Raw genomic sequence first — 18,100 nt, 5'->3', positions numbered from 1 at the left:
CCCATGAGCGATCCCACCGACGACAACGACGACCTGGACCTCGAGTTCGACGAGATCTTCAGCGACCTCGGCCGAGAGAGCGACGCGGAGCGAGGCACTCCAGAGGAGGAACGCAAGGCGCCTACCGCGGCTCCCGCCACTCCCCCGCCGTCGCGCGGCCTCTATCGGCCGAGCACACCCCCGCCACCTGAAGAGCGCGTCACGGCGGTGCCGCGGACACCGCTCCCCCCCGCCTTCGACCGCGTGACCGTCCCCACGCCCTCCAGCGCGCTGCCGCCGCCTCCCGCACCCGTTGGGGCCGCAGCGCCTCCGTTCGATCCCATGACCTCTTGGGACGATGACGAGCCCAACGAGGCGACCCGGGTGGTCGAGCTGCCCGTCGAGATGCTCGCCGCCCTGGGTCGCAAGCGCCAGACCGAACGACCCACGGCCCCGCCTCCAGCGCACGACGATGCCGCTGCAGACAGGGTCGACGTCGCGGGGGCGCCGTCCGACGGTGACGCGGCCCGCGCACCTGCGATCGAGGCGGACGCGGGCGCGAGCCGGAGTGGGGAGGAGCACTGGACGGACGACGACGCGCAGGACGATGACGATGACGATGACGACGACGACGAACCTGTCCTCGAGTTCGAGCCGCTGACATCGCACGATGACGGAGCACCCGACGCGCTCAGCGAGCTGCTGGGTGACCTGATGACCGACGCCCCAGCGACCAGCGCGAGCGCAGACCCGACAGCCCGTTCTGGGGACGACGCCCTGTGGGATGCGCCCCCCCCCTACGAAGGAGCGCGTGGCGGGTCGTCGCCGGCGGTGCCCGTGCCCGAGAACGACAGCTTGGACGCGACGCCCGACCACGGGTTCGACGCGTGGGCGGATGACGTGCCCTCGACGGCTCGGGAGGACGGCCCCGAGCTCGACTTCGGTCCGTCCGACACGGCACCTCCTCCAGCGTCCCCGGCCCCGGCTGCGCCCGGAGGCGACGAGGACCTCTGGCCCGGCACGGAGGCGGACGCCCCTGCCGAGGCGCTGGCCGAGTCGAGCACGCCCGCGATCCGGGACGCCATCGAAGCCGCGGGGCCGTCCGCAGGGCCTGGGGACGGTTCACCCGCCGAGGGCGCGCGGACCGAGCTCGCGTTCGACGCGCCCCGCGCAGCCCAACACGACGACGACGACGACGAGCCCGAGCTCGAGTTCGACGCGCCCCGCGCAGCCCAACACGACGACGACGACGACGAGCCCGAGCTCGAGTTCGACGCGCCCCGCGCAGCCCAACACGACGACGACGACGACGAGCCCGAGCTCGAGTTCGACGCGCCCCGCGCAGCCCAACACGACGACGACGACGACGAGCCCGAGCTCGAGTTCGACGCGCCCGCCCCAGCAGGTCCTGGACCGCGTCCGGACGCAGGCGCCGAGGCCGCCCGCCGCACGGTCCGCGGCCGAAAGAAGCGCCCGGAGGCCTTCCCGTTGGTCGGGCGCTCCAACGAGACCCTCGCTGCGCGTCGCGGGCTGCTCGAGAGCCTCGCGCATGCCGCCATCGGCCCGCAGAAGGCCCAGCTCCTCACGAACGCCGCCGAGCTGGCGCAGCAGCTGGGCCAGACGGAGGACGCGCTGCACCTGCTGTCGCAGGCTCACGAGGCCGACCCGCACGACGCGGTCGCCCTGCGCGCGCTGCGTCAGGAATCGCTGCGGCGGTTCGACATCGACTCGGCCATCACGCGGTTGGAGGCGGAGACGCGGCTCCCCCTGTCGGCAGACGACAAGGCCCTGACGCTCAGCCTGCTGGCGGAGCTCCAGCTCTCCGAGGGTCGCGACGCGGACGCAGAGAAGAGCGCCCGCGCTGGCTTGGCGTTGGCCCCGCGGTCGCTGCCGCTCGCGCTGCTGGCTGCCGAGGCCGCCGCCGCGCGCGGCGATGCGGCGCGTGAGCGGGACGCGCTCTCCAAGGCCGCGGACGCCTCGCAAGACCCCGGCATTCGAGCCGCGTTGTACGTCGAGGCCGCCATGCGGCACGAGCGCAACGGGGCCGTCCCGATCGCAGCGAACCTCTACCGGCGAGCGCTCGACGCAGCGGAGGAGAGCATGACGGCGCGTCTGGGGGCTGCACGCACGGCGCTGGGTCTCGGGGCGCCCGACGCGCTCCAACACGTCCAGGCCATGGAAGCGCGCCTCGAGGCGGACCCCGTGTCGAACGCCGCCGTGCGCCGCTTTCGGGCGCTGCTCGTCTCAAAGCGCGACGAGGGCGCCGCGCTCACGATGCTTGGTGACGCGCCCTTCCGCGCGGGCCGGGAGCTGGCCGCGCACCTCGCCGTCGCGACGGGCGACAAGGAGCGCGCGGTCACGTGCGCGCGGGCCTGGGCCGAGAGCACCTCGGGCACGGATCGCGCAGAGGCCTACCTCGCGCTGGCTGAGGCCGCCGCGGTCGTAGGCGACGACGCGGGGACCGCGGCGGCCCTCGACAGCGCCGCCATCGCGGACCCCGAGTTCGCGGCGACCCGCGTCCTGCGCGAGACCCTCGCCCGCCGCTCTGGTGGCGCTGCGGCCATGACGCGCGTCGCGGTCGCCGAGGCCGAGACCAGCGCCATCGTCGCGGCGGCCCGGCTCGCAGCGGTCGATGCCATCGACGACGAGGCCACCTTGCTGCGCAACGCTCGCGAGAGCGCCGAGGCACCGCTGAGCAGCGACGTCATCGGCTTCGACGTCGCCGCGGAACGCGAAGACTACGAGGGCATGGCCGAGGCGCTCAAGCGCCAGGCGGAACGAACGCAGGGCGCGCGTCAGCTCTCGCCGTTGCTCACGCTCGCGAGCATCCACGTCGGGCGCGGTGACCCGCAGTCCGCCGTGGCAGTGCTGCAACAGGCTCACGAGCTGACGCCAGGCAACCCGCTCGTCACGCGCCCCCTCTCGCGCATGATGGCGGCCAAGAGCCCCGAGGAGGCGGGGGCGCTGTTGCTCCAAGAGGCCGCGAACGCGCGCGGCACCGCTGCGGCCGCGCCGTATCGCGCTGCGGCGGACTGGCTCTCGCAGGACCCGGGCGCCGCGGCCGACGCGCTCTACCGCGCGATCGACGCCGACCCGCAGTCGGCGCCCGCCGTATGGGCGCTCGACGCCCTGGGGCGCCGCCACGCGGGCGACCCCCAGCACCCCGCTGCGAGCTGGCGACGTCGCGCGGCCGAGGCATTGCTCGACTTGGCGGAGGACCCCCTGATGCGCGCCGAGGCCGCCCTGCGTCTGGCCAACGCCGGCGCCGACGGAGGCGCGTCCGAAGCCAATGCAGACGCTGAGGCCGATACCCGCGCGGCCGAGGCGCTCGAGCACCTCTGCCGTGCGCTGGACGAATGTCCACACGACGTGACCCTGGTGGACCTGGTCGCGTCGGCGGACCCGGGGGCAGCCAAGCAGCGCCTCGACGAGCTCGCCGACTCCGTCGCCGCCAGCGCGCCGGCGTTGGCACGGCTGTTGCGGCTGCGGGCCGCGTGGTTGCACGCGGCAACCGGCGAGCACGCCGAGGCGGCGGCCCGCTATCGGCTCGTGCTCGAGTCGAGCCCGGGCGACGCACTGGCGCGCGCAGGTATCGACCGCTTGGAGCTCCGCGCGGGCGAGCACGCGCGCGTCGGCGAGCGCCGCTTCGCCGCGCTTCGGAAAGCCGAGGAGTCCAACGACCCGAACGCTCGCGTCGAGGCGCTGCGCGCGCTGGCAGACCTCGATCTGCAAGCGCGCGGGGACGCCGCCGCGGCCGCGCTCACCCTGCGTGAGCTCGCGGACGCGCGCCCAGGGCACATCCCGACGCTGCGTGCGCTCGAGCGCTTGTACATGGATCAGGGTCGGCGCGCCGACGTCGCCGAGATGTCCGCGCGGCTCCTGCGGGCGCTGACGGCTCCAGAGGACATCGCGACGTACCTGCCGTTCGCCAGCCGCCAAGAGGTGCGCGAAGCCGACGACGGCGCGGCGGGAGACGCGCTCTACCTCGCGCACGCACGGCGCAGCGCCAAGACCCCACGCGTAGCACGCCGCTGGCTGGCCGTGGCCGAAGCCCGTCAAGAACGCGAACAAGCGACCGAGGCGCTACGCGCACTGACGGACCTCACAGACGCCCCGCTGGAGAGAGCGACACATTGCCTGCGTGCCGCGGGCCACAGGAGCGCCGACGGTGGGGCGCAGGGCGCGGCCGCGGAGCTCGGTCGCGAAGAGGCCGTGCTCGCCCACCCCGTGGCCGCAGCGCTCCTAGGACACTATCGGGCGATGGCCGGCTACGCCCTGCCTGCCGCAGAGGCGTTCGTCGAGGCCGCGAAGCTCGCCCCCGACGAGACCTATGCGGCCGCGTTCTGGTACGAAGCCGGCTGCCTGTTCCAAGACAAGCACGAGGATGAACGCGCCCTAGCCGCCTTCGAGCGTACGGTGGCGGTCGACATCACGCACCGCTCCGTGTTCGTTCGAATGCGCGAGCTGCTGGAGGCGCGCTCGGCCCACGACCGGCTGGCGACGCTCATCTCTCAGCGGCTCGCTCGTGGTGGAGACACGGAGACGGTAGCGGGTCTGCATGTGGCCCAGGCGGCCCTCGCGGAGCAGATGAACGACAACGTGGCTGCGCGGGAGGCGCTCCGAGCAGCTCTCGCGCTGCATCCCGACAGCCGCGACTCGCTCGAGCGGTTGGCGCGCATCTGCCTCACCGACGAGCTGTGGACGGAGGCCGAGGGCGCCCTCATCCGTTGGGCGCGCCTCGAGCGGCGCGAGGCGAACCTGCGGTTCATCTTCTTCTCGCTCGGCGACATCTACGACCGCCACATCCGCCAGGACGCGCGCGCCGAGGCCGCGTTTCAACGTGTCCTGAAGCTGGCCCCCGCCGACATGGTGACCCTCGATCGGCTCGCCTCCCTGTATCAGCGCCTCGGCAAGGTCAACGAGGCGGTCGCCGCGCTGCAACGCATGGTGGAGGTCGAACAGAACGTGCTCCAGAAGCGTGACCTGCGCCTCCGCATCGGCAGCACGCTGGAGCTCATGGGGCACGCCCGCGAGGCGGAGCAGGCGTTCGAACAAGTGCGCCGGAGCGCCCCCACGGATCTGGCCGTGGTGCGCGCGTTGGCGTCCTTCTTCGAGCGTCAAGACGCCCGCCCGGCGCTGGCCATGCACCTCAACCGCGCGGTGGGCGACTACCGGCGCGCGATCGAGATCGACCCGGCAAACCCAGCCAACTGGGTGGCGCTGGTGGACGTCATGGTCATGCGCGGTCGCCGTGACGGGGCCCGCTGCGCCGCGAGCGCTGCGTTGGCGCTGGGCATCACCGAGCCCCAGGCCGGTCAGGCAGTGGACACGCGCGGGGGTGTCCCAGGGGCAGGTCACGCCGCGGCCGATCCTGCGATGAAGGACTTCCTCGCCAAGGACGACCTCAGCCACGCGGCGCTCGTCGTGTTCGAGAAAGCGGAGGATGCCCTCGAGAAAGTGCTGCCACTCGACGTGAAGTCGTTGCACCTGGACAAGGTGCTGCCGCGCGAACACCACGTGCGGGCCGAAGCCAGCGAGGCCGGCAAGTGGTTCGGCTTCTCGGACGTGCACCCGCGCGTGACGCACACGGTGCCGCGCGTGTGCGTGCCGATCTCTCTCAACCCCCTGACGCTCGTCGTGGGAGCCGAGCTGCTCGAGACCACGAACACCCGCGAGCGTACCTTCCTCTTCGCGCGGGCGTGCGAGATCGCCAAGGCGGGGCTCTCCGTAGCCCTCCGCAGCCCACCTGCGCAGCTGGCGATGGCGTTGGCCGGGTTGGTGCACGCGTACGATCCCAACTACCTCCCCGAGGGCGTCGACCCCACCCAGCTCGCCGACATCGGGCAGCGTGTCGTCAAGGCACTGCCGCGTCGGGTGCGCGACGAGATGGGTCCGCTGGCCGTGGAGATGGCTGGGCGACCGGGCTTCGACCCACGCTCGATCGGTCTCGCCGCGGGCGACCTCGGCAATCGCGTCGCTCTGCTGGCCACGGGTGACCTGGTCGCCGCCCTGTCGGCTTTGCTGAAGCTCAACGGGCGCGCCCTCGAGGGAGACACGCGGCGTCGCGCGGAGTTGCTGCGGACGGTACCCGAGACCGCATCACTGCTCCGCTTTGCGGTCGCGGAGGAGTACCTGGACGCTCGGCACCGAGCCGGAGCGGACTCGCTCTGATGCGCATCGGGTTCATCGGCCCCGCGGACGGGGATGTCGCTGCGCTGCGCGAAGCGCTCGACTTCCTCCTCGGCGACGCCGGCGCGGACTCGGTGGTGTACATGGGGGAAGACGACACGGCGGACTTGCTGGCCGAGGAATCCCTGAAAGCCGCCACAGGCGGCACCGACGGAACGTTCCTCGGGGCGGCGGTGGACGCGGCACTGCACGGCAGCCCGGCAGCCATCGCCGCGCTGCTCGACGCCGACGCAGAGTTCGAGAAGCTGCGCGCGCTGCAGATCCTGCCGCCCGCCCCTGCCCGCGCGGTCGAGATGCTCGACGACCGCATGGTGCTGCTGGTGCACGACAAGGCAGTGCTCGCGGAGGACGACATCGCGAACGCGAGCGTGATCGTCTTCGGACGCTCCAAGGAGCTCTTGCTCAAGCGCTTCGGGTCTCGCTACTTCTTCACCCCTGGGCCGCTCAGCCAAGGTCAGGTCGGGCTGCTCGAACGAGAAGGCGACGGACGGCTCGCCGCTGCGGCCTTCGACCTCTCGGGCAGGCCGCTGTGGCGCGAGATCCTCCAATGGCGCACGGCCAAGATCATGGTCGCCACGTGAGCGAGCGCATCGCCGTGTACGGGGGCAGCTTCGACCCCCCACACATCGCGCACGTGTTGGTCGCCGCGTGGGCCCTCTCGATGGGCGAAGTCGATCGCGTGCTGGTGCTTCCAACGCTGGCGCACGCGCTCGGGAAGTCCGCAGGCGCGAGCTTCGAGCAGCGGGTCAGCATGTGTGAGCGGGCGTTCGCGGCGCTGCCTGGTGCCTCGGTGGATACACTCGAACGCGAGCTGGGCGCGCCCTCGCGCACGCTCCACACGCTCGAGGCGCTGCGACGGCGGCACCCGTCGGCCAGCTTCCGCCTCGTGATCGGCAGCGACATCCTGCGAGAGACGCACCGCTGGTTCCGCTGGGAGGACGTCGCCTCACTGGCGCCGCCACTCGTGGTGGGTCGGGCAGGCTACGTGACGGACGACGAGGCATCGTTGGTCATGCCGGAGGTGAGCTCTTCGCGCATCCGCGCTGCCCTCTTGGAGGGAGAGTCCGTCGACTCGTGGGTCCCCGCCGAGGTGCGGGCCTTCATCGGCGCGCACGGACTGTACGGCGCGGAGTCGCCATGACCCTCACCGTGCTCGTCGTGGGGCGCGGCAAGGTGGCGGCTGGCCTACGCCGCGCCACGCGACGCAAGGCCGACCTCCAGATCCGCGAACGGTCACACGGGCGAGTCCGAGACGCCGACATCGCGTGGGCCGAGATCGTCTTGCTGGCGGTCCCCGACGGGGCCATCCGCGCCACTGCCGAGGCCCTCGCGCCGCGCGTTGGTCGCGTCCCGGTGCTTCACCTGTCTGGTAACCGCCCGGTGTCGGAGGCCGCGGCGTGCTCCCAGCATGGCGCGCTGCACCCTCTCTCCTCGTTCGCGTCCAAGCGTGCACCGCCCGACCTCACCGGCACGTACTTCGCGGTGGCGGGGACACCGACCGCCAAACGCGCGGGTGTGCGGGTGGCGCGCGCGCTGGGAGGCCACGTGTTGCACGCGACCGACCCGTCCGTCGCGCTACAAGGGCCGGCCTACCACGCTGCGGCCGCCGTGGTGGCCAACGGCGCTGCTGCGCTCGCAGCGAGTGGCGTCGACATCCTCACGCGGCTCGGCGTAGCCCGCGCTCGCGCGCAACGCGCCGTGGCCGCCCTGCTGCGGACGGTCGCAGACAACGTCGAGGACGTGGGTGTCCCCTCCGCGCTGACCGGCCCCGTGATGCGCGGGGACGCCAGCACGGTGGCTGCCCATCGCCTCGCGCTCCAGCAACTGGGTGGACGCAGCGCCGAAGTGTACGACGCCGCCGCGCTCGCGGTCCTCGGCTGCGCCATCGACGCAGGGCTCACCAGCGCGGAGGCGCGCGCCGTACGCGCGGCGCTGGGCCCTGACGGCGCGCCCGCCTCCTCACGCGCCCCGCGCGGGCGGGGCGCATCCGGACGACCCGGCCACCGCTGAGCACGCGCGCGCACCCGGGCCCCGGCGCCCCGCGCGCAGCGTCAGACCGGCGCGCCGCGCGAACCCTGTCTTGGTCGCGCGACAAAGCCTTCGACGAGCGCGAGCGCGACGACCACCCAGCGCGTCACCGGGTCACTACTGCGCCGCGTCGCACTCACCGCCCTCGCGGGTCAGCAGGACCTCACTCCCACGACCACTCAAGCGTACCGTCTCGCCCGCCATGAAGTCGCCGCGGAGCATCATCTCTGCCAGCGGGCTCTCCACCAGACGTCCCACCACACGCTTCATGGGGCGGGCGCCCAGCGTCGGCTCGAAGCCCCCGGCGGCCATCAACGCGGTGATGGTGGTGTCGTCCCACCGCAGGTGGTGGTGCCGCTCCGCCATCAAACGCATCGCCAGCCCCTCCAACATGCGCCGCGCGATCTCGCGCACGTCAGATTCCGTCAGCGCGCCGAACCAGAGCGGCTCGTCGATGCGGTTCCAGAGCTCGGGGGGCAGCGATGCGCGCGCTGCGGCGATCGCGCGCGTCTCCACGGAGCGCTCCGCGGCGTCGGCGCTGCCACCACCGCCGAACCCGATACGCGGCGCGCTGCTCTGCGCCACGCTCATGGACGCGCCCAGGTTGGACGTCATGACGATGATGGTGTTCGTGAAGTCCACTGTGCGCCCGCGGGCGTCCGTCAGGCGCCCTTCGTCGAGCATGGGCAGCATCGTCAGGAGCACCTCGGGGTGCGCCTTTTCGATCTCGTCCAGCAACACGAGTTGGTACGGACGGCGGCGCACGGGCTCGGTGAGCTGTCCCCCCTCGTCGTGTCCGAGGTAGCCCGGAGGCGCACCCAACAGCTTGGCGACGGCGTGCGCCTCGCTCAGCTCGCTCATGTCCAGGCGCGTCATGGGCGTCCCCGGGAAGAAGATCTCGCTGATGGCCTTGGCCGTCTCGGTCTTGCCGACGCCGGTGGGCCCGAGCAGCAGGAACGTGCTGAGCGGTCGCTTCCCTCCGAAACCCGCCGCGCCCTTGCGGAGTGCATCGGCGATCCGCGTGAGCGGGCGCGCATGACCCACGACGAGACGCCCGAGATGCTCCTCCAGTGCCAGCAGCTTGTCGGAGTCGCGCAGCAACAGCCGGTCGAGCGGGACGCGCGCCTCCTCGGAGATGACGCTGGCCACGGCGATGTCGTCGACCACGTCGCCCCCGCGTCGCCGCACCCGCGCGGCGGCGAGGTCGAGGACGCCGATGGCCTTGTCGGGCAGGCGCCTGTCGGGCAGGTACCGCACGCTCAGCTCCACGGCGGCGCGCAGCGCGTCCGGATCGTAGGCCACGGCGTGGTGGAGCTCGTAGCGAGGCGCGATGCCCGCGAGGATGGCGATGGTGTGCTCGGGCGTGGGCTCATCGACGTAGACCGCCGAGAAGCGTCGGGTCAGCGCGGGGTCGCGCTCGAAGTACTTGCGGTACTCGGCCTCCGTCGTGGCGCCCACACAAGGCAGTTCGCCCCGTGCCAGCGCCGCCTTCAGCTCGTGGGCCAGATCGTCCGGGCCCTCACCGCCGCCGATGACGGCGTGGATCTCGTCGATGAACAGCACCACGCGCCCCTCGGTGCGAGCGACCTCCTCCTTCAGCACTCTGAGGCGCTCGGAGAGGGCGCCGCGGACCCCGGTGCCGGACACGAGCGCGCCGGCGCTCAGCTCGATCAACAGGCGGTCTTCGAGCCCACGCACGGCGTCGCCCCCTTCGACCAAGCGCAGGGCCAGCGCCTCGACCACCGAGGTCTTCCCCACGCCTGGCGGACCCACCAGGACGGGGTTGTTCCCGCGTCGTCGCGCGAGGATGTCGAGCAAGCGTTCGACCTCGGCTTCGCGCCCGATGACGGGGTCGATCGCGCCAGCCGCGGCGAGGGCGGTCAGGTTGCGTCCGAGCTGCGCGAGCATCGGGCAGAGCTCTTCATCGAGCGCGAAGGGCTCCGTCGGCGCTGCGGGCAGCGCGTGGACGCCCGACGCGGCCTCGACGATGTCCACGGCGTGGATGCGAGCTGCGTTGCGCGTCGAGGGGTCGGCCGGGAACTCCGACGGACGCCCACGGCGCGCCTTGGGTCGCGGATCGGTGGGCTGACGCTGGGCGACCGGCTGCCGACCACGAGGATCCGTCGCCGGCGTCCGGGGGCGAGGTGGCGGAGGGGCACGCAGCGGCGCCCGCTGCGGCGTACTGGGTAGCGCCGGGGCAGCCGGGGCGAGGCGCGTGCCCAGCCCAGTGGCCTCGCACACGACGGTGACCAACCGGTCCACGTCCACGCCCGCGTCCGCGAGCGCGCGCGCGGCGGCGGCGCGCCTGTCGCGCAGGATCGCCTCCAGCAAGTGCAGCCCGCTCGCACCGCGGCCCTGCGCAGCCGCGAGCTTGTGCGCGCGCTCGAAGGCGCGCTGAACGCTCGACGCCGACTCCCCGAGGTCCCGTGACAGCAGCCCGAGCAAGACGGCTTCATGGAGCCCGGACGCGGCCAAGAGCGGCCCAGTGTCGCGTTCCCGGTGCATCAGGACGAGCAACACGTGGGCCGTAGAGACCGAGTGTCCTCGCTTCCGTGCTTCATGTCGCGCTTGGGCGACTATCCCGTTCACGGCACCACCGTCGCCCGACATCGCACCTCCAAATGCATGCCCCTTGGCACACACGATGAGAGGCCAATAACGCGACTGGCCACCGCGCTCCAAATTATCGGACGAAGATTTTCACCAGCGCGATGAATGCGCGCTCCCCCGCTGCGTCCCGGCAGGGCTCGCCGGGTCCCGTACGCGGGACGTGGCGTTCCATTTGGCCCCGCTTCTGGTACCCTCGCCGCGCGGCTCCACCCGGGCCGCCCGAGGGCAACACCGCCCGCACGACCGAGGAAGAAGACCGTGATCCACCGCCCTCTGACCCTTGCGCTCGCGCTCGCCGCGGCCGCTCTCTGCGTGCTGGCCCTGCGCCCCGAGGCCGCCGACGCCCAGCGGGGGGGCCGCGCCGCGGCGTACATCGTCCAGGCTCAGGTGCCCCGCAACATGGAAGCCAGCGCGCTCCTGCGCTTCGGGCGCTCTCACGCAGCGCGCCGCTTGCAGGAGACCAGCGGCGGGCCCATCAACGAGCGCATGTGGCTCGCGAAGCTCATCGTGAACTTCGGGCGCCCGCTCGGCGACGTGCAGTACGACGTGCTCTACTACGACGTGACCCGCGGCCGCACGTTGGTCACGACGCAGGAGGTCTTCGTCAACGACCGCACGCAGCAGGCGTTCGTGAACCCGGTGCGTCTGCGCCGCCCGCAGTTCTCGCCCGGGCAGCGCATCGAGGTGGTGGTCACCGTGCGTCACCGCGAAGTCGCCACGGCGCGCACCGAGCTGAACGGCGAGGTGCCGCGCAGCTCGGGCGAGGTGGACTTCACCGCCGGTGGCAACGCCGCACCCTGAGCCCGCTCGGAGCGCCATGAGCCAGTCCCTCCCCCAGGTGATCGCCGCCGCGCGAGACGGGCGGTTTCAACCCGTCCACGTCATCGTGGGCGAGGAGACGCTCCTGATCGAGCGTGCGATCGCAGGCCTGCGTCGCGCCGCGGTGGGCGACGGCATCCCGGGCTTCAACGACGACAGCTTCGATGGGCGCGGTCTGGACGCGAGCGTGGTGGTCTCGGCCGCGCGCACCATGCCGATGATGAGCGACTCGCGCTTCGTCTTGGTGCGCAACGCGGACGCCCTCAGCGCGAAGGACCAAGAGACCCTCGCCAGCTACGTGGCAGCACCATGCAGCTCCGCGTGTCTCGTGCTGGTGGCTGCCAAGCTCGACGGTCGTGGGAAGCTCTCGAAGGTCGCGAAGTCGTCGGGCTTCCTGAACACCGCGCCCGTCATGAAAGGGGCCGCGTTGCGAGACTTCGCCGTCGGAGAAGCAAACACCCGCGGGCACACGCTCGCCCCCGACGCGGCTCAGGCGCTCTTGGACGCGCTGGGCGAAGACCTGAGCGCCATCGATGACGCGGTCGAGCGCCTCTCGTTGTTCGTGGGACCGGGGCAACGCATCGGCATGGACGCGGTCGAGGCCTGCGTCACCCGCGTGCGAGCGGACTCCATCTGGACCCTGGTCGACGCCATCAGCGTCAAGAACACGCCCCTCGCGCTAGGCGCTGCGTCCTCCCTCTTGGCGGACCGCGAGCCCGCCCTGCGCATCCTCGCGATGGTCTCGCGGCAGCTGCGCATGGTGGCCAAGATGCGGCAAGCCCTCGGGAGCGGGATGTCACCCGAAGACGCCGCGCGCGAAGCGGGTGCCCCGCCGTTCAAGGCCCGCGACCTCGAGCGCGCCGCGCGCCGCTTCACGCTGCCCCATCTCGCGAACGCGTTCAGCGTCGTGGCCGAGACGGACGGGCTCCTGAAGGGCAGTCGGCGACCAGAGGACGCGCTGCTCCAAGAAGCGGTGCTCCGTCTCTGCGCGGCGTGAGCTCGCCTCGCGGCTTCGTGCCTTGGCTCCCCAGTGCCTCGGACACGACCCACGGCGACGCCGGGAATCGCTGGGTTTGGGACGCAGCGGCCCGTCATCGTCGGCGTCTCGCCCATGGACGCTACGGACTACCACCCTCAGCTGCGGACACGCGAAAAGGGCCCGCGAGGGGCCCTCGTATCGCTGCACCGTGCGTTGGCGCGCAGGGCCCGAAGGCCCGGAGACTCAGAGGCTGGCGACCTGCGCGCTGAGGCGCGAGATGTAGCGCGAGCCGGTCTTGCGATGGTAGACGCCCTTGGACACCGCCATGTCGATGCGACGCACGGCCTCGGCCAGCGCCGACGTAGCGGCCGCCTTGTCGCCGGACTCGATCGCGAGGCGGGCCGACTTGACGAAAGAACGGACGGTGGAGCGGACGTGCTTGTTGCGCTCGGTGCGACGCAGGGTCTGCTTGATGCGCTTCTTGCTGGATTCGTGATTGGCCACGCGAGGACTCTCCTGATGGGGCGCTGTGTCTAGCCGGCCGATGGTCGGAAGTCAAGGCAGGGCTGTGCTTGCCACCCCCCCTGTTTCCGCGTCATATGGGGCTCCGTGAGTGTGCGCGACAACCAGGCGCTCGTGACGCCAAAACCGTCTACGATGCCGCCGTGCATCCCGAACGGAACCACACCGTGCTGAACTGGCTAGCCAATTTGGTGACGCGCAGGCGGGCCCTGGTGCTCAGCGTGCTCGCGCTACTCACGGTCGCGCTCGGGGTGCAAATCCCCGACATTCAAGCGGATCCTGCACCCGAGAACCTCATCTCCTCGTTCGAGCGAGAGGGTGAGGACGTGGCCGCGTTGTTCGAGCGCTCCTTCGGGAGTCGGGAGAAGGTCATCGCGCTGCTGATCCAGACGGACGACGTGCTCTCACCGGCCGCGCTCGGGTACGTTCACGAGCTGTCCCTGTCTTTCCGGGAGCAGCCCTGGGTCGAGAGCGCGGACAGCATCACGACGTTGCCCTTGCCTCGCCGGGTGCGTGGGGCCGCCCCCGCCCCGAGCGGGGAGTCCCTCGAGGACCTCGATGATCTGGTCGGCCCCGACGACGAGCCGGACGGTGCGCCTGCTGGTGAGTCGCTCGAAGACCTGGACGATCTCCTCGGGCCCGAAGGCGAAGATGGAGAGGACTCCGACTGGGCTGCGTCTCAGGACGACTACGACCAAGAGATGGTGGACGCGCTGCTCGACATCATCGAGAGCTACCCCACGTACTTCCCTGGCGGGCTGGCGCAGGTCGGCCCTGCGTTGTCCACCGAGCTGCGCGTGGACCCGGTCATCACGGGCCCCGAGGTGACCGCCGAGCAAGCGCGCGAGATCGCCATGGCGGTCGACCAGTCGCCGCTCCTGATCGGTCGGCTGATCAGCGCGGACCACACGGTCGCGGCGGTCGCCGTACGACTGAAGGACATGAGCCCGCGTGAGACCCATCGCGCGGTGGACGCGCTGCGTCAGCACCTGACGAACCACCCGGCTCCGGCAGGGGTCTCCGTACACATCGGGGGGTTGCCCTACCTGCGCGCCACGATGGTGGAGAAGATGCGGAACGATCAGCTCAAGCTGATCCCCATCACCCTGCTGGTCTGCGTGCTCCTGCTCTACCTCAGCTTCCGCTGGCTGCCTGGCGTGTTCCTCCCGCTGGGAGCGGTCGTCATCACCACGGTGATGGTGGTGGGCGGCATGGTGATCGCGCACGAACCGATGAACGTCATCAACAACATCATCCCGGTGTTGCTGATCATCATCGGCATAAGCGACTCCATCCACATCGTCGGGAGATACCGAGAGGAGCTCGGGCGCACCCCCGATCGGGACGAAGCGGGGCGTCGTACGATCCACACCATGGCCGTCGCGTGCGCGCTCACGTCGCTCACCACCGCAGTGGGCCTGGCCTCCCTCGTGGTGTCGCGGACGGTGATGCTGCGTCACTTCGGCGTCACGTCCGCAGTGGGCGTGATGGTGGCCTACGTGGTGACCATGACGTTCCTGCCCACCATCATGACGTGGGCCAAGGAGCCAGATCAGACGTCCAAGTCGTGGGGCGGCTGGCTCGAGGGCAGCATCATGCTGATGACGGCGCGCATCCTGCGGCGGCCCGGAATGGCGCTCCTCGGCACGGCGATCGCGCTGGGTGCGCTCATTTTCGTGTCGAAGGACCTGAAGGTCGACCACGCGCTGCTCGACCAATTCGACCCTCAAGACGACGTCTACGTCACGACGCGCCTGCTCGAAGAGAAGCTCGACGGCGTCCGCCCGCTCGAGATCGTGTTCCAGTCCGAGACGGCAGGCGCCTTCGACGACCCCGCCCAGATCGCCCGCCTCGACGCCGTGCGTGACTGGGCCATGGAGCGGCCCGAGGTCATCACCGGGCTGGACCACGCCGACGTCATCCGCTCGACGCTCGCGTTGGTCGCCGGAGACGACCACATCCGACAGGAGCCCTTCCCAGACCCGCGCGCGGTGCACGCGGTGCAGACCATCCTCCGCAAGCGCGACGAGAACCCCCTGGACAACTGGGAGACCAACGAGGGGCGGATGGTGCGGCTCCAGATCATGGTGCGTGACGTGGGCGCGCAGGCGACGATGGCGCTCATCGACGACCTCGAGGCCGAGATCGACCGCGTGTTCCCCGAGGGCAGCGGCGTGCGGCACGGGTTCACAGGGGAGGCGCACGACGGATCACGCGGTCAGCGCGCGGTGGTGCACGACCTCGGATCCAGCTTGGCGACGGCCATCGTCATCATCTTCGTGCTCCTCTCCCTGCTGTTCCGGAGCGTGCGCTTGGGCCTCCTGAGCATCCCGCCCAACCTCATCCCGCTGGTCGGGACGTTGGCCTACATGGTCATCCGCGGCATCCCCCTGAACGCAGCCACGGTCATCATCTTCAGCATCAGCCTCGGCCTCGCCGTCGACGGCACCATCCACGTCCTGGCGCGCTTCCGCGAGGAGACCGCCCGTGGATTGCGCAGCAACGCGGCCTTGGTGCGTGCGGCGCGGGGAACCGGACGCGCCATCGTGGTCAGCGGGCTCACGCTCATGGCGGGCTTCGCCGTGCTGCTGATGAGCTCGTTCGTCCCCGTGCGGCACTTTGGCGAGCTGATCTCCGTCACGGTCGCGCTCAGCCTGTTGGCGACCCTGGTGGTCCAGCCAGCCCTGCTCTCCGTGGCCGGCCTGAGCCGCGCGGTGCGGGCCGCGCACCGCGAAGAAGATGCGCGCCTGGCTGCGGCCGTCCGACGCGACCGCGAAGACGGCTGAGCGCCTCGCCCCTACTGGACGATCGTCTCGCGCAGGCGCTTGGCGACGATCGCCTCCAGCTCCGGCACCTTGACGATGTACGGGGTCCCGCAGTGGTCACAGCTCATGTCCAGATCGTTTCCGTCGGCGATGAGTCCGCTCAGATCGTCGTCGCTCAGCGTGCGCAGACTGGCCATGACCCGCTCCTTGCTGCAGTTGCAGCCGAAGCGCAGCGGGGAGTCGCCCAGCATGGTGTGGTCCATGCCATAGAAGATCTCGGCCACCAGATGGTCGGGGGACGCGTCTTCGCGGACCAGGCGCTCCGCGATGTCCTCGAAGTCCTCTAGCCGGGCGCTCATCAGCGCCAGCGCACCGGCGCGCTCCTTGTACTCGGGCAGGATCTGCACCAGGTAGCCGCCGGCTGCGGCGACCTGACCCGCATCGTCCAGCACCACGTCCACCGCGACCATCGTGCTGATCTGCTCGGACGATTGCATGTAGCTCATGACCCCTTCGGCGATGTCGCCGCTCTCGGGCATCTCCACCACGCCGCGGTGCAGGTCTCCGTTGGGCAAGCTGCGGATGAGCTGCAGCATGGCGCCCTGGCCGAGCTGTACCGGACCGTCCGTGCGGCGCTGCAGCAACCCGCGAGACCAGCCCTCCGGGTTGCTATCCGCCAGCAGGTGGCCCGTGCCGTTCGCGCCCTGGAGCACGATCTGCACCCGCAGGGTCGGCGCCATGGTCTCGCGGTACAGCACGGCGGCCGTGACGAGGCGCCCCAGCTGGCGCGCGTCGTCCCCCGCCAGGCGCTGAGCGGCCACCACCCCGCGCACGGTCTCCGTCGTGCGCGCAGCCATGATGCGGAACGCGCCGTCGTCGGTCATGGCGCGCAGGACGCGGTCGGTGGTGACCTCTTCGGGCTTCGAGCTCATGGCGTCAGTGTCCTCGCTGAATGTCGGTCGGGTTCCATCGCACGAGAGTAGATAGCTTCCAGCCCCGTGCGCCGCAATTTCGCTGGTTGTGCCCCACTCGGTCGCGCAGACGCGCGAGAGCGTGACGTAGAAAGCGTTCCGACCGGCGCTGAGCGATCCCGATCCTTGCTCTTGCGTTGCACCCCAGCGGACTCACGCTCTACGCTTGGCCCGTCCCGTCAGCCCCCCCGAGGTTCCATGACCCAGCACACCGTCGTACTCATTCCTGGTGATGGCATCGGCCCCGAAGTGTCGGCGGCCGTGCAGAAGCTGTTCACGGCCGTCCAAGCACCCATCGTGTTCGAAGAGCACCACGCCGGCGTTGCAGCACTGGCCGACAGCGGCGAGGTGATGCCGGAGTCCACCTTGGAAGCCGTGCGCAAGCACCGTGTCGCGCTCAAAGGACCGTGCACCACGCCGGTCGGCAAGGGCTTCACCTCCGTGAACGTGCAGCTCCGCAAGCAGCTGGACCTCTACGCCGCCGTGCGCCCCATCCGCAACCTGGCGGGTGTCGAGACCCGCTTCCAGGACGTCGACATCGTCGTGCTGCGAGAGAACACCGAGGGCCTCTACAGCGGCATCGAGAACGTCGTGACCGAGGGCGTCGTCACGTCGCTGAAGGTCGCCACCGAGAAGGCCTGCCGTCGCATCGCCGACTACGGCTTCGCGTACGCGCGCGAGCGCGGTCGCAAGAAGGTCACCGTGATGCACAAAGCGAACATCATGAAGCTGAGCGACGGCCTCTTCACACGGTGCGCGCGTGAGTCCCGCGAGCAGGGTGGATACACGGACATCGAGTACGAAGAGATCATCATCGACGCGGGCTGCATGCGGCTGGTCCAAGACCCCACGCGCTTCGACGTGCTGCTGCTCGAGAACCTCTACGGCGACGTCATCAGCGACCTCTGCGCCGGCCTCGTCGGTGGGCTCGGCGTGGTACCGGGCGCCAACTTCGGGCGCGACGGCGCGGTGTTCGAGGCCGTCCACGGCTCCGCGCCGGACATCGCGGGCAAGGGCATCGCCAACCCGCTGGCCTTCATCATGAGCGGCGTGATGATGCTCAACCACCTGGCCGAGTCACGCGCGGACGCTGCCTGCGCGAAGGCCAGCGAGCGCATCAAGGCGGCCTACAACCAGGCCCTCTCGGACGGTCAGAAGACCGGCGACCTGGGCGGGTCGCTCAACACGATGGGCTTCGTCGACGCGCTCATCGAGCGGCTGCCGAGCTGAACCGAGAC

Annotated in this window: 11 protein-coding genes; 8 read left to right on the top strand and 3 right to left on the bottom strand. The window is 70.9% G+C overall.

The features are described from left to right. Nucleotides 1-3: 3 nt before the first annotated feature. Genes H6726_10095 through H6726_10080 form a run of 4 tightly spaced genes read left to right on the top strand, consistent with a single transcriptional unit; the run spans nucleotide 4 to nucleotide 8,178 of the window. Nucleotides 4-6,150 (top strand): hypothetical protein, encoded by a 6,147-nt coding sequence (locus H6726_10095; protein MCB9657987.1) that lies wholly within the window; start codon nucleotides 4-6, stop codon nucleotides 6,148-6,150. After that, entirely contained in the window at nucleotides 6,150-6,749 is a 600-nt protein-coding gene (locus tag H6726_10090) for a hypothetical protein (GenBank protein ID MCB9657986.1), read from the top strand. Before H6726_10095 ends, H6726_10090 begins: the two co-directional genes overlap by 1 nt. After that, nucleotides 6,746-7,309: a nicotinate (nicotinamide) nucleotide adenylyltransferase gene (gene nadD / locus H6726_10085; GenBank protein MCB9657985.1), complete on the top strand. Its 564-nt coding sequence runs from the start codon at nucleotides 6,746-6,748 to the stop codon at nucleotides 7,307-7,309. Before H6726_10090 ends, nadD begins: the two co-directional genes overlap by 4 nt. Continuing rightward, entirely contained in the window at nucleotides 7,306-8,178 is an 873-nt protein-coding gene (locus tag H6726_10080) for a DUF2520 domain-containing protein (GenBank protein ID MCB9657984.1), read from the top strand. The genes nadD and H6726_10080 overlap by 4 nt, the downstream gene beginning before the upstream one ends. Before the next feature lie 135 nt (nucleotides 8,179-8,313). Here the strand turns inward: H6726_10080 and H6726_10075 are convergent, their stop codons facing one another. Beyond that, nucleotides 8,314-10,701: an ATP-dependent Clp protease ATP-binding subunit gene (locus H6726_10075; GenBank protein MCB9657983.1), complete on the bottom strand. Its 2,388-nt coding sequence runs from the start codon at nucleotides 10,699-10,701 to the stop codon at nucleotides 8,314-8,316. 363 nt (nucleotides 10,702-11,064) lie between these two features. Here H6726_10075 and H6726_10070 point away from each other — a divergent pair, with 363 nt between their 5' ends. Next, nucleotides 11,065-11,607 carry a hypothetical protein gene (locus H6726_10070; GenBank protein MCB9657982.1) on the top strand — a complete coding sequence of 181 codons (543 nt, stop codon included), beginning with the start codon at nucleotides 11,065-11,067 and terminating at the stop codon, nucleotides 11,605-11,607. Nucleotides 11,608-11,623: 16 nt separating this feature from the next. Then, nucleotides 11,624-12,622 (top strand): DNA polymerase III subunit delta, encoded by a 999-nt coding sequence (gene holA, locus H6726_10065; protein ID MCB9657981.1) that lies wholly within the window; start codon nucleotides 11,624-11,626, stop codon nucleotides 12,620-12,622. A gap of 225 nt (nucleotides 12,623-12,847) precedes the next feature. On the opposite strand, the gene rpsT is transcribed toward holA, so the two are convergent. Next, complete coding sequence (gene rpsT / locus H6726_10060) at nucleotides 12,848-13,108, bottom strand: 30S ribosomal protein S20 (protein ID MCB9657980.1); 261 nt, start codon at nucleotides 13,106-13,108, stop codon at nucleotides 12,848-12,850. 161 nt (nucleotides 13,109-13,269) lie between these two features. Here rpsT and H6726_10055 point away from each other — a divergent pair, with 161 nt between their 5' ends. Then, nucleotides 13,270-15,912, top strand: coding sequence for an MMPL family transporter (locus tag H6726_10055; protein MCB9657979.1), 2,643 nt, complete (start codon nucleotides 13,270-13,272; stop codon nucleotides 15,910-15,912). Nucleotides 15,913-15,923: 11 nt separating this feature from the next. Here the strand turns inward: H6726_10055 and H6726_10050 are convergent, their stop codons facing one another. Then, nucleotides 15,924-16,823, bottom strand: a complete 900-nt coding sequence (locus H6726_10050) for an Hsp33 family molecular chaperone HslO (protein ID MCB9657978.1) — start codon at nucleotides 16,821-16,823, stop codon at nucleotides 15,924-15,926. A 237-nt stretch (nucleotides 16,824-17,060) separates the two neighbouring features. Between H6726_10050 and H6726_10045 the strand changes: the two genes are divergently transcribed. Then, complete coding sequence (locus H6726_10045; GenBank protein ID MCB9657977.1) at nucleotides 17,061-18,092, top strand: isocitrate/isopropylmalate dehydrogenase family protein; 1,032 nt, start codon at nucleotides 17,061-17,063, stop codon at nucleotides 18,090-18,092. Nucleotides 18,093-18,100 lie beyond the last annotated feature (8 nt).

It is taken from the genome of Sandaracinaceae bacterium (assembly GCA_020633055.1).
Classification (GTDB): Bacteria; Myxococcota_A; Polyangia; order Polyangiales; family Houyiibacteriaceae; genus JADJJE01.
The sequence above is the reverse complement of the archived record's forward strand: the minus strand, read 5'-3'. Positions and strand labels throughout refer to the sequence as shown.

Coding starts and splice junctions, on each gene's coding strand:
- H6726_10095 (MCB9657987.1), top strand. CDS start 4: ATGAGCGATCCCACCGACGACAACGACGACCTGGACCTCGAGTTCGAC.
- H6726_10090 (MCB9657986.1), top strand. CDS start 6,150: ATGCGCATCGGGTTCATCGGCCCCGCGGACGGGGATGTCGCTGCGCTG.
- H6726_10080 (MCB9657984.1), top strand. CDS start 7,306: ATGACCCTCACCGTGCTCGTCGTGGGGCGCGGCAAGGTGGCGGCTGGC.
- H6726_10075 (MCB9657983.1), bottom strand. CDS start 10,701: ATGCACCGGGAACGCGACACTGGGCCGCTCTTGGCCGCGTCCGGGCTC.
- holA (MCB9657981.1), top strand. CDS start 11,624: ATGAGCCAGTCCCTCCCCCAGGTGATCGCCGCCGCGCGAGACGGGCGG.
- H6726_10050 (MCB9657978.1), bottom strand. CDS start 16,823: ATGAGCTCGAAGCCCGAAGAGGTCACCACCGACCGCGTCCTGCGCGCC.
- H6726_10045 (MCB9657977.1), top strand. CDS start 17,061: ATGACCCAGCACACCGTCGTACTCATTCCTGGTGATGGCATCGGCCCC.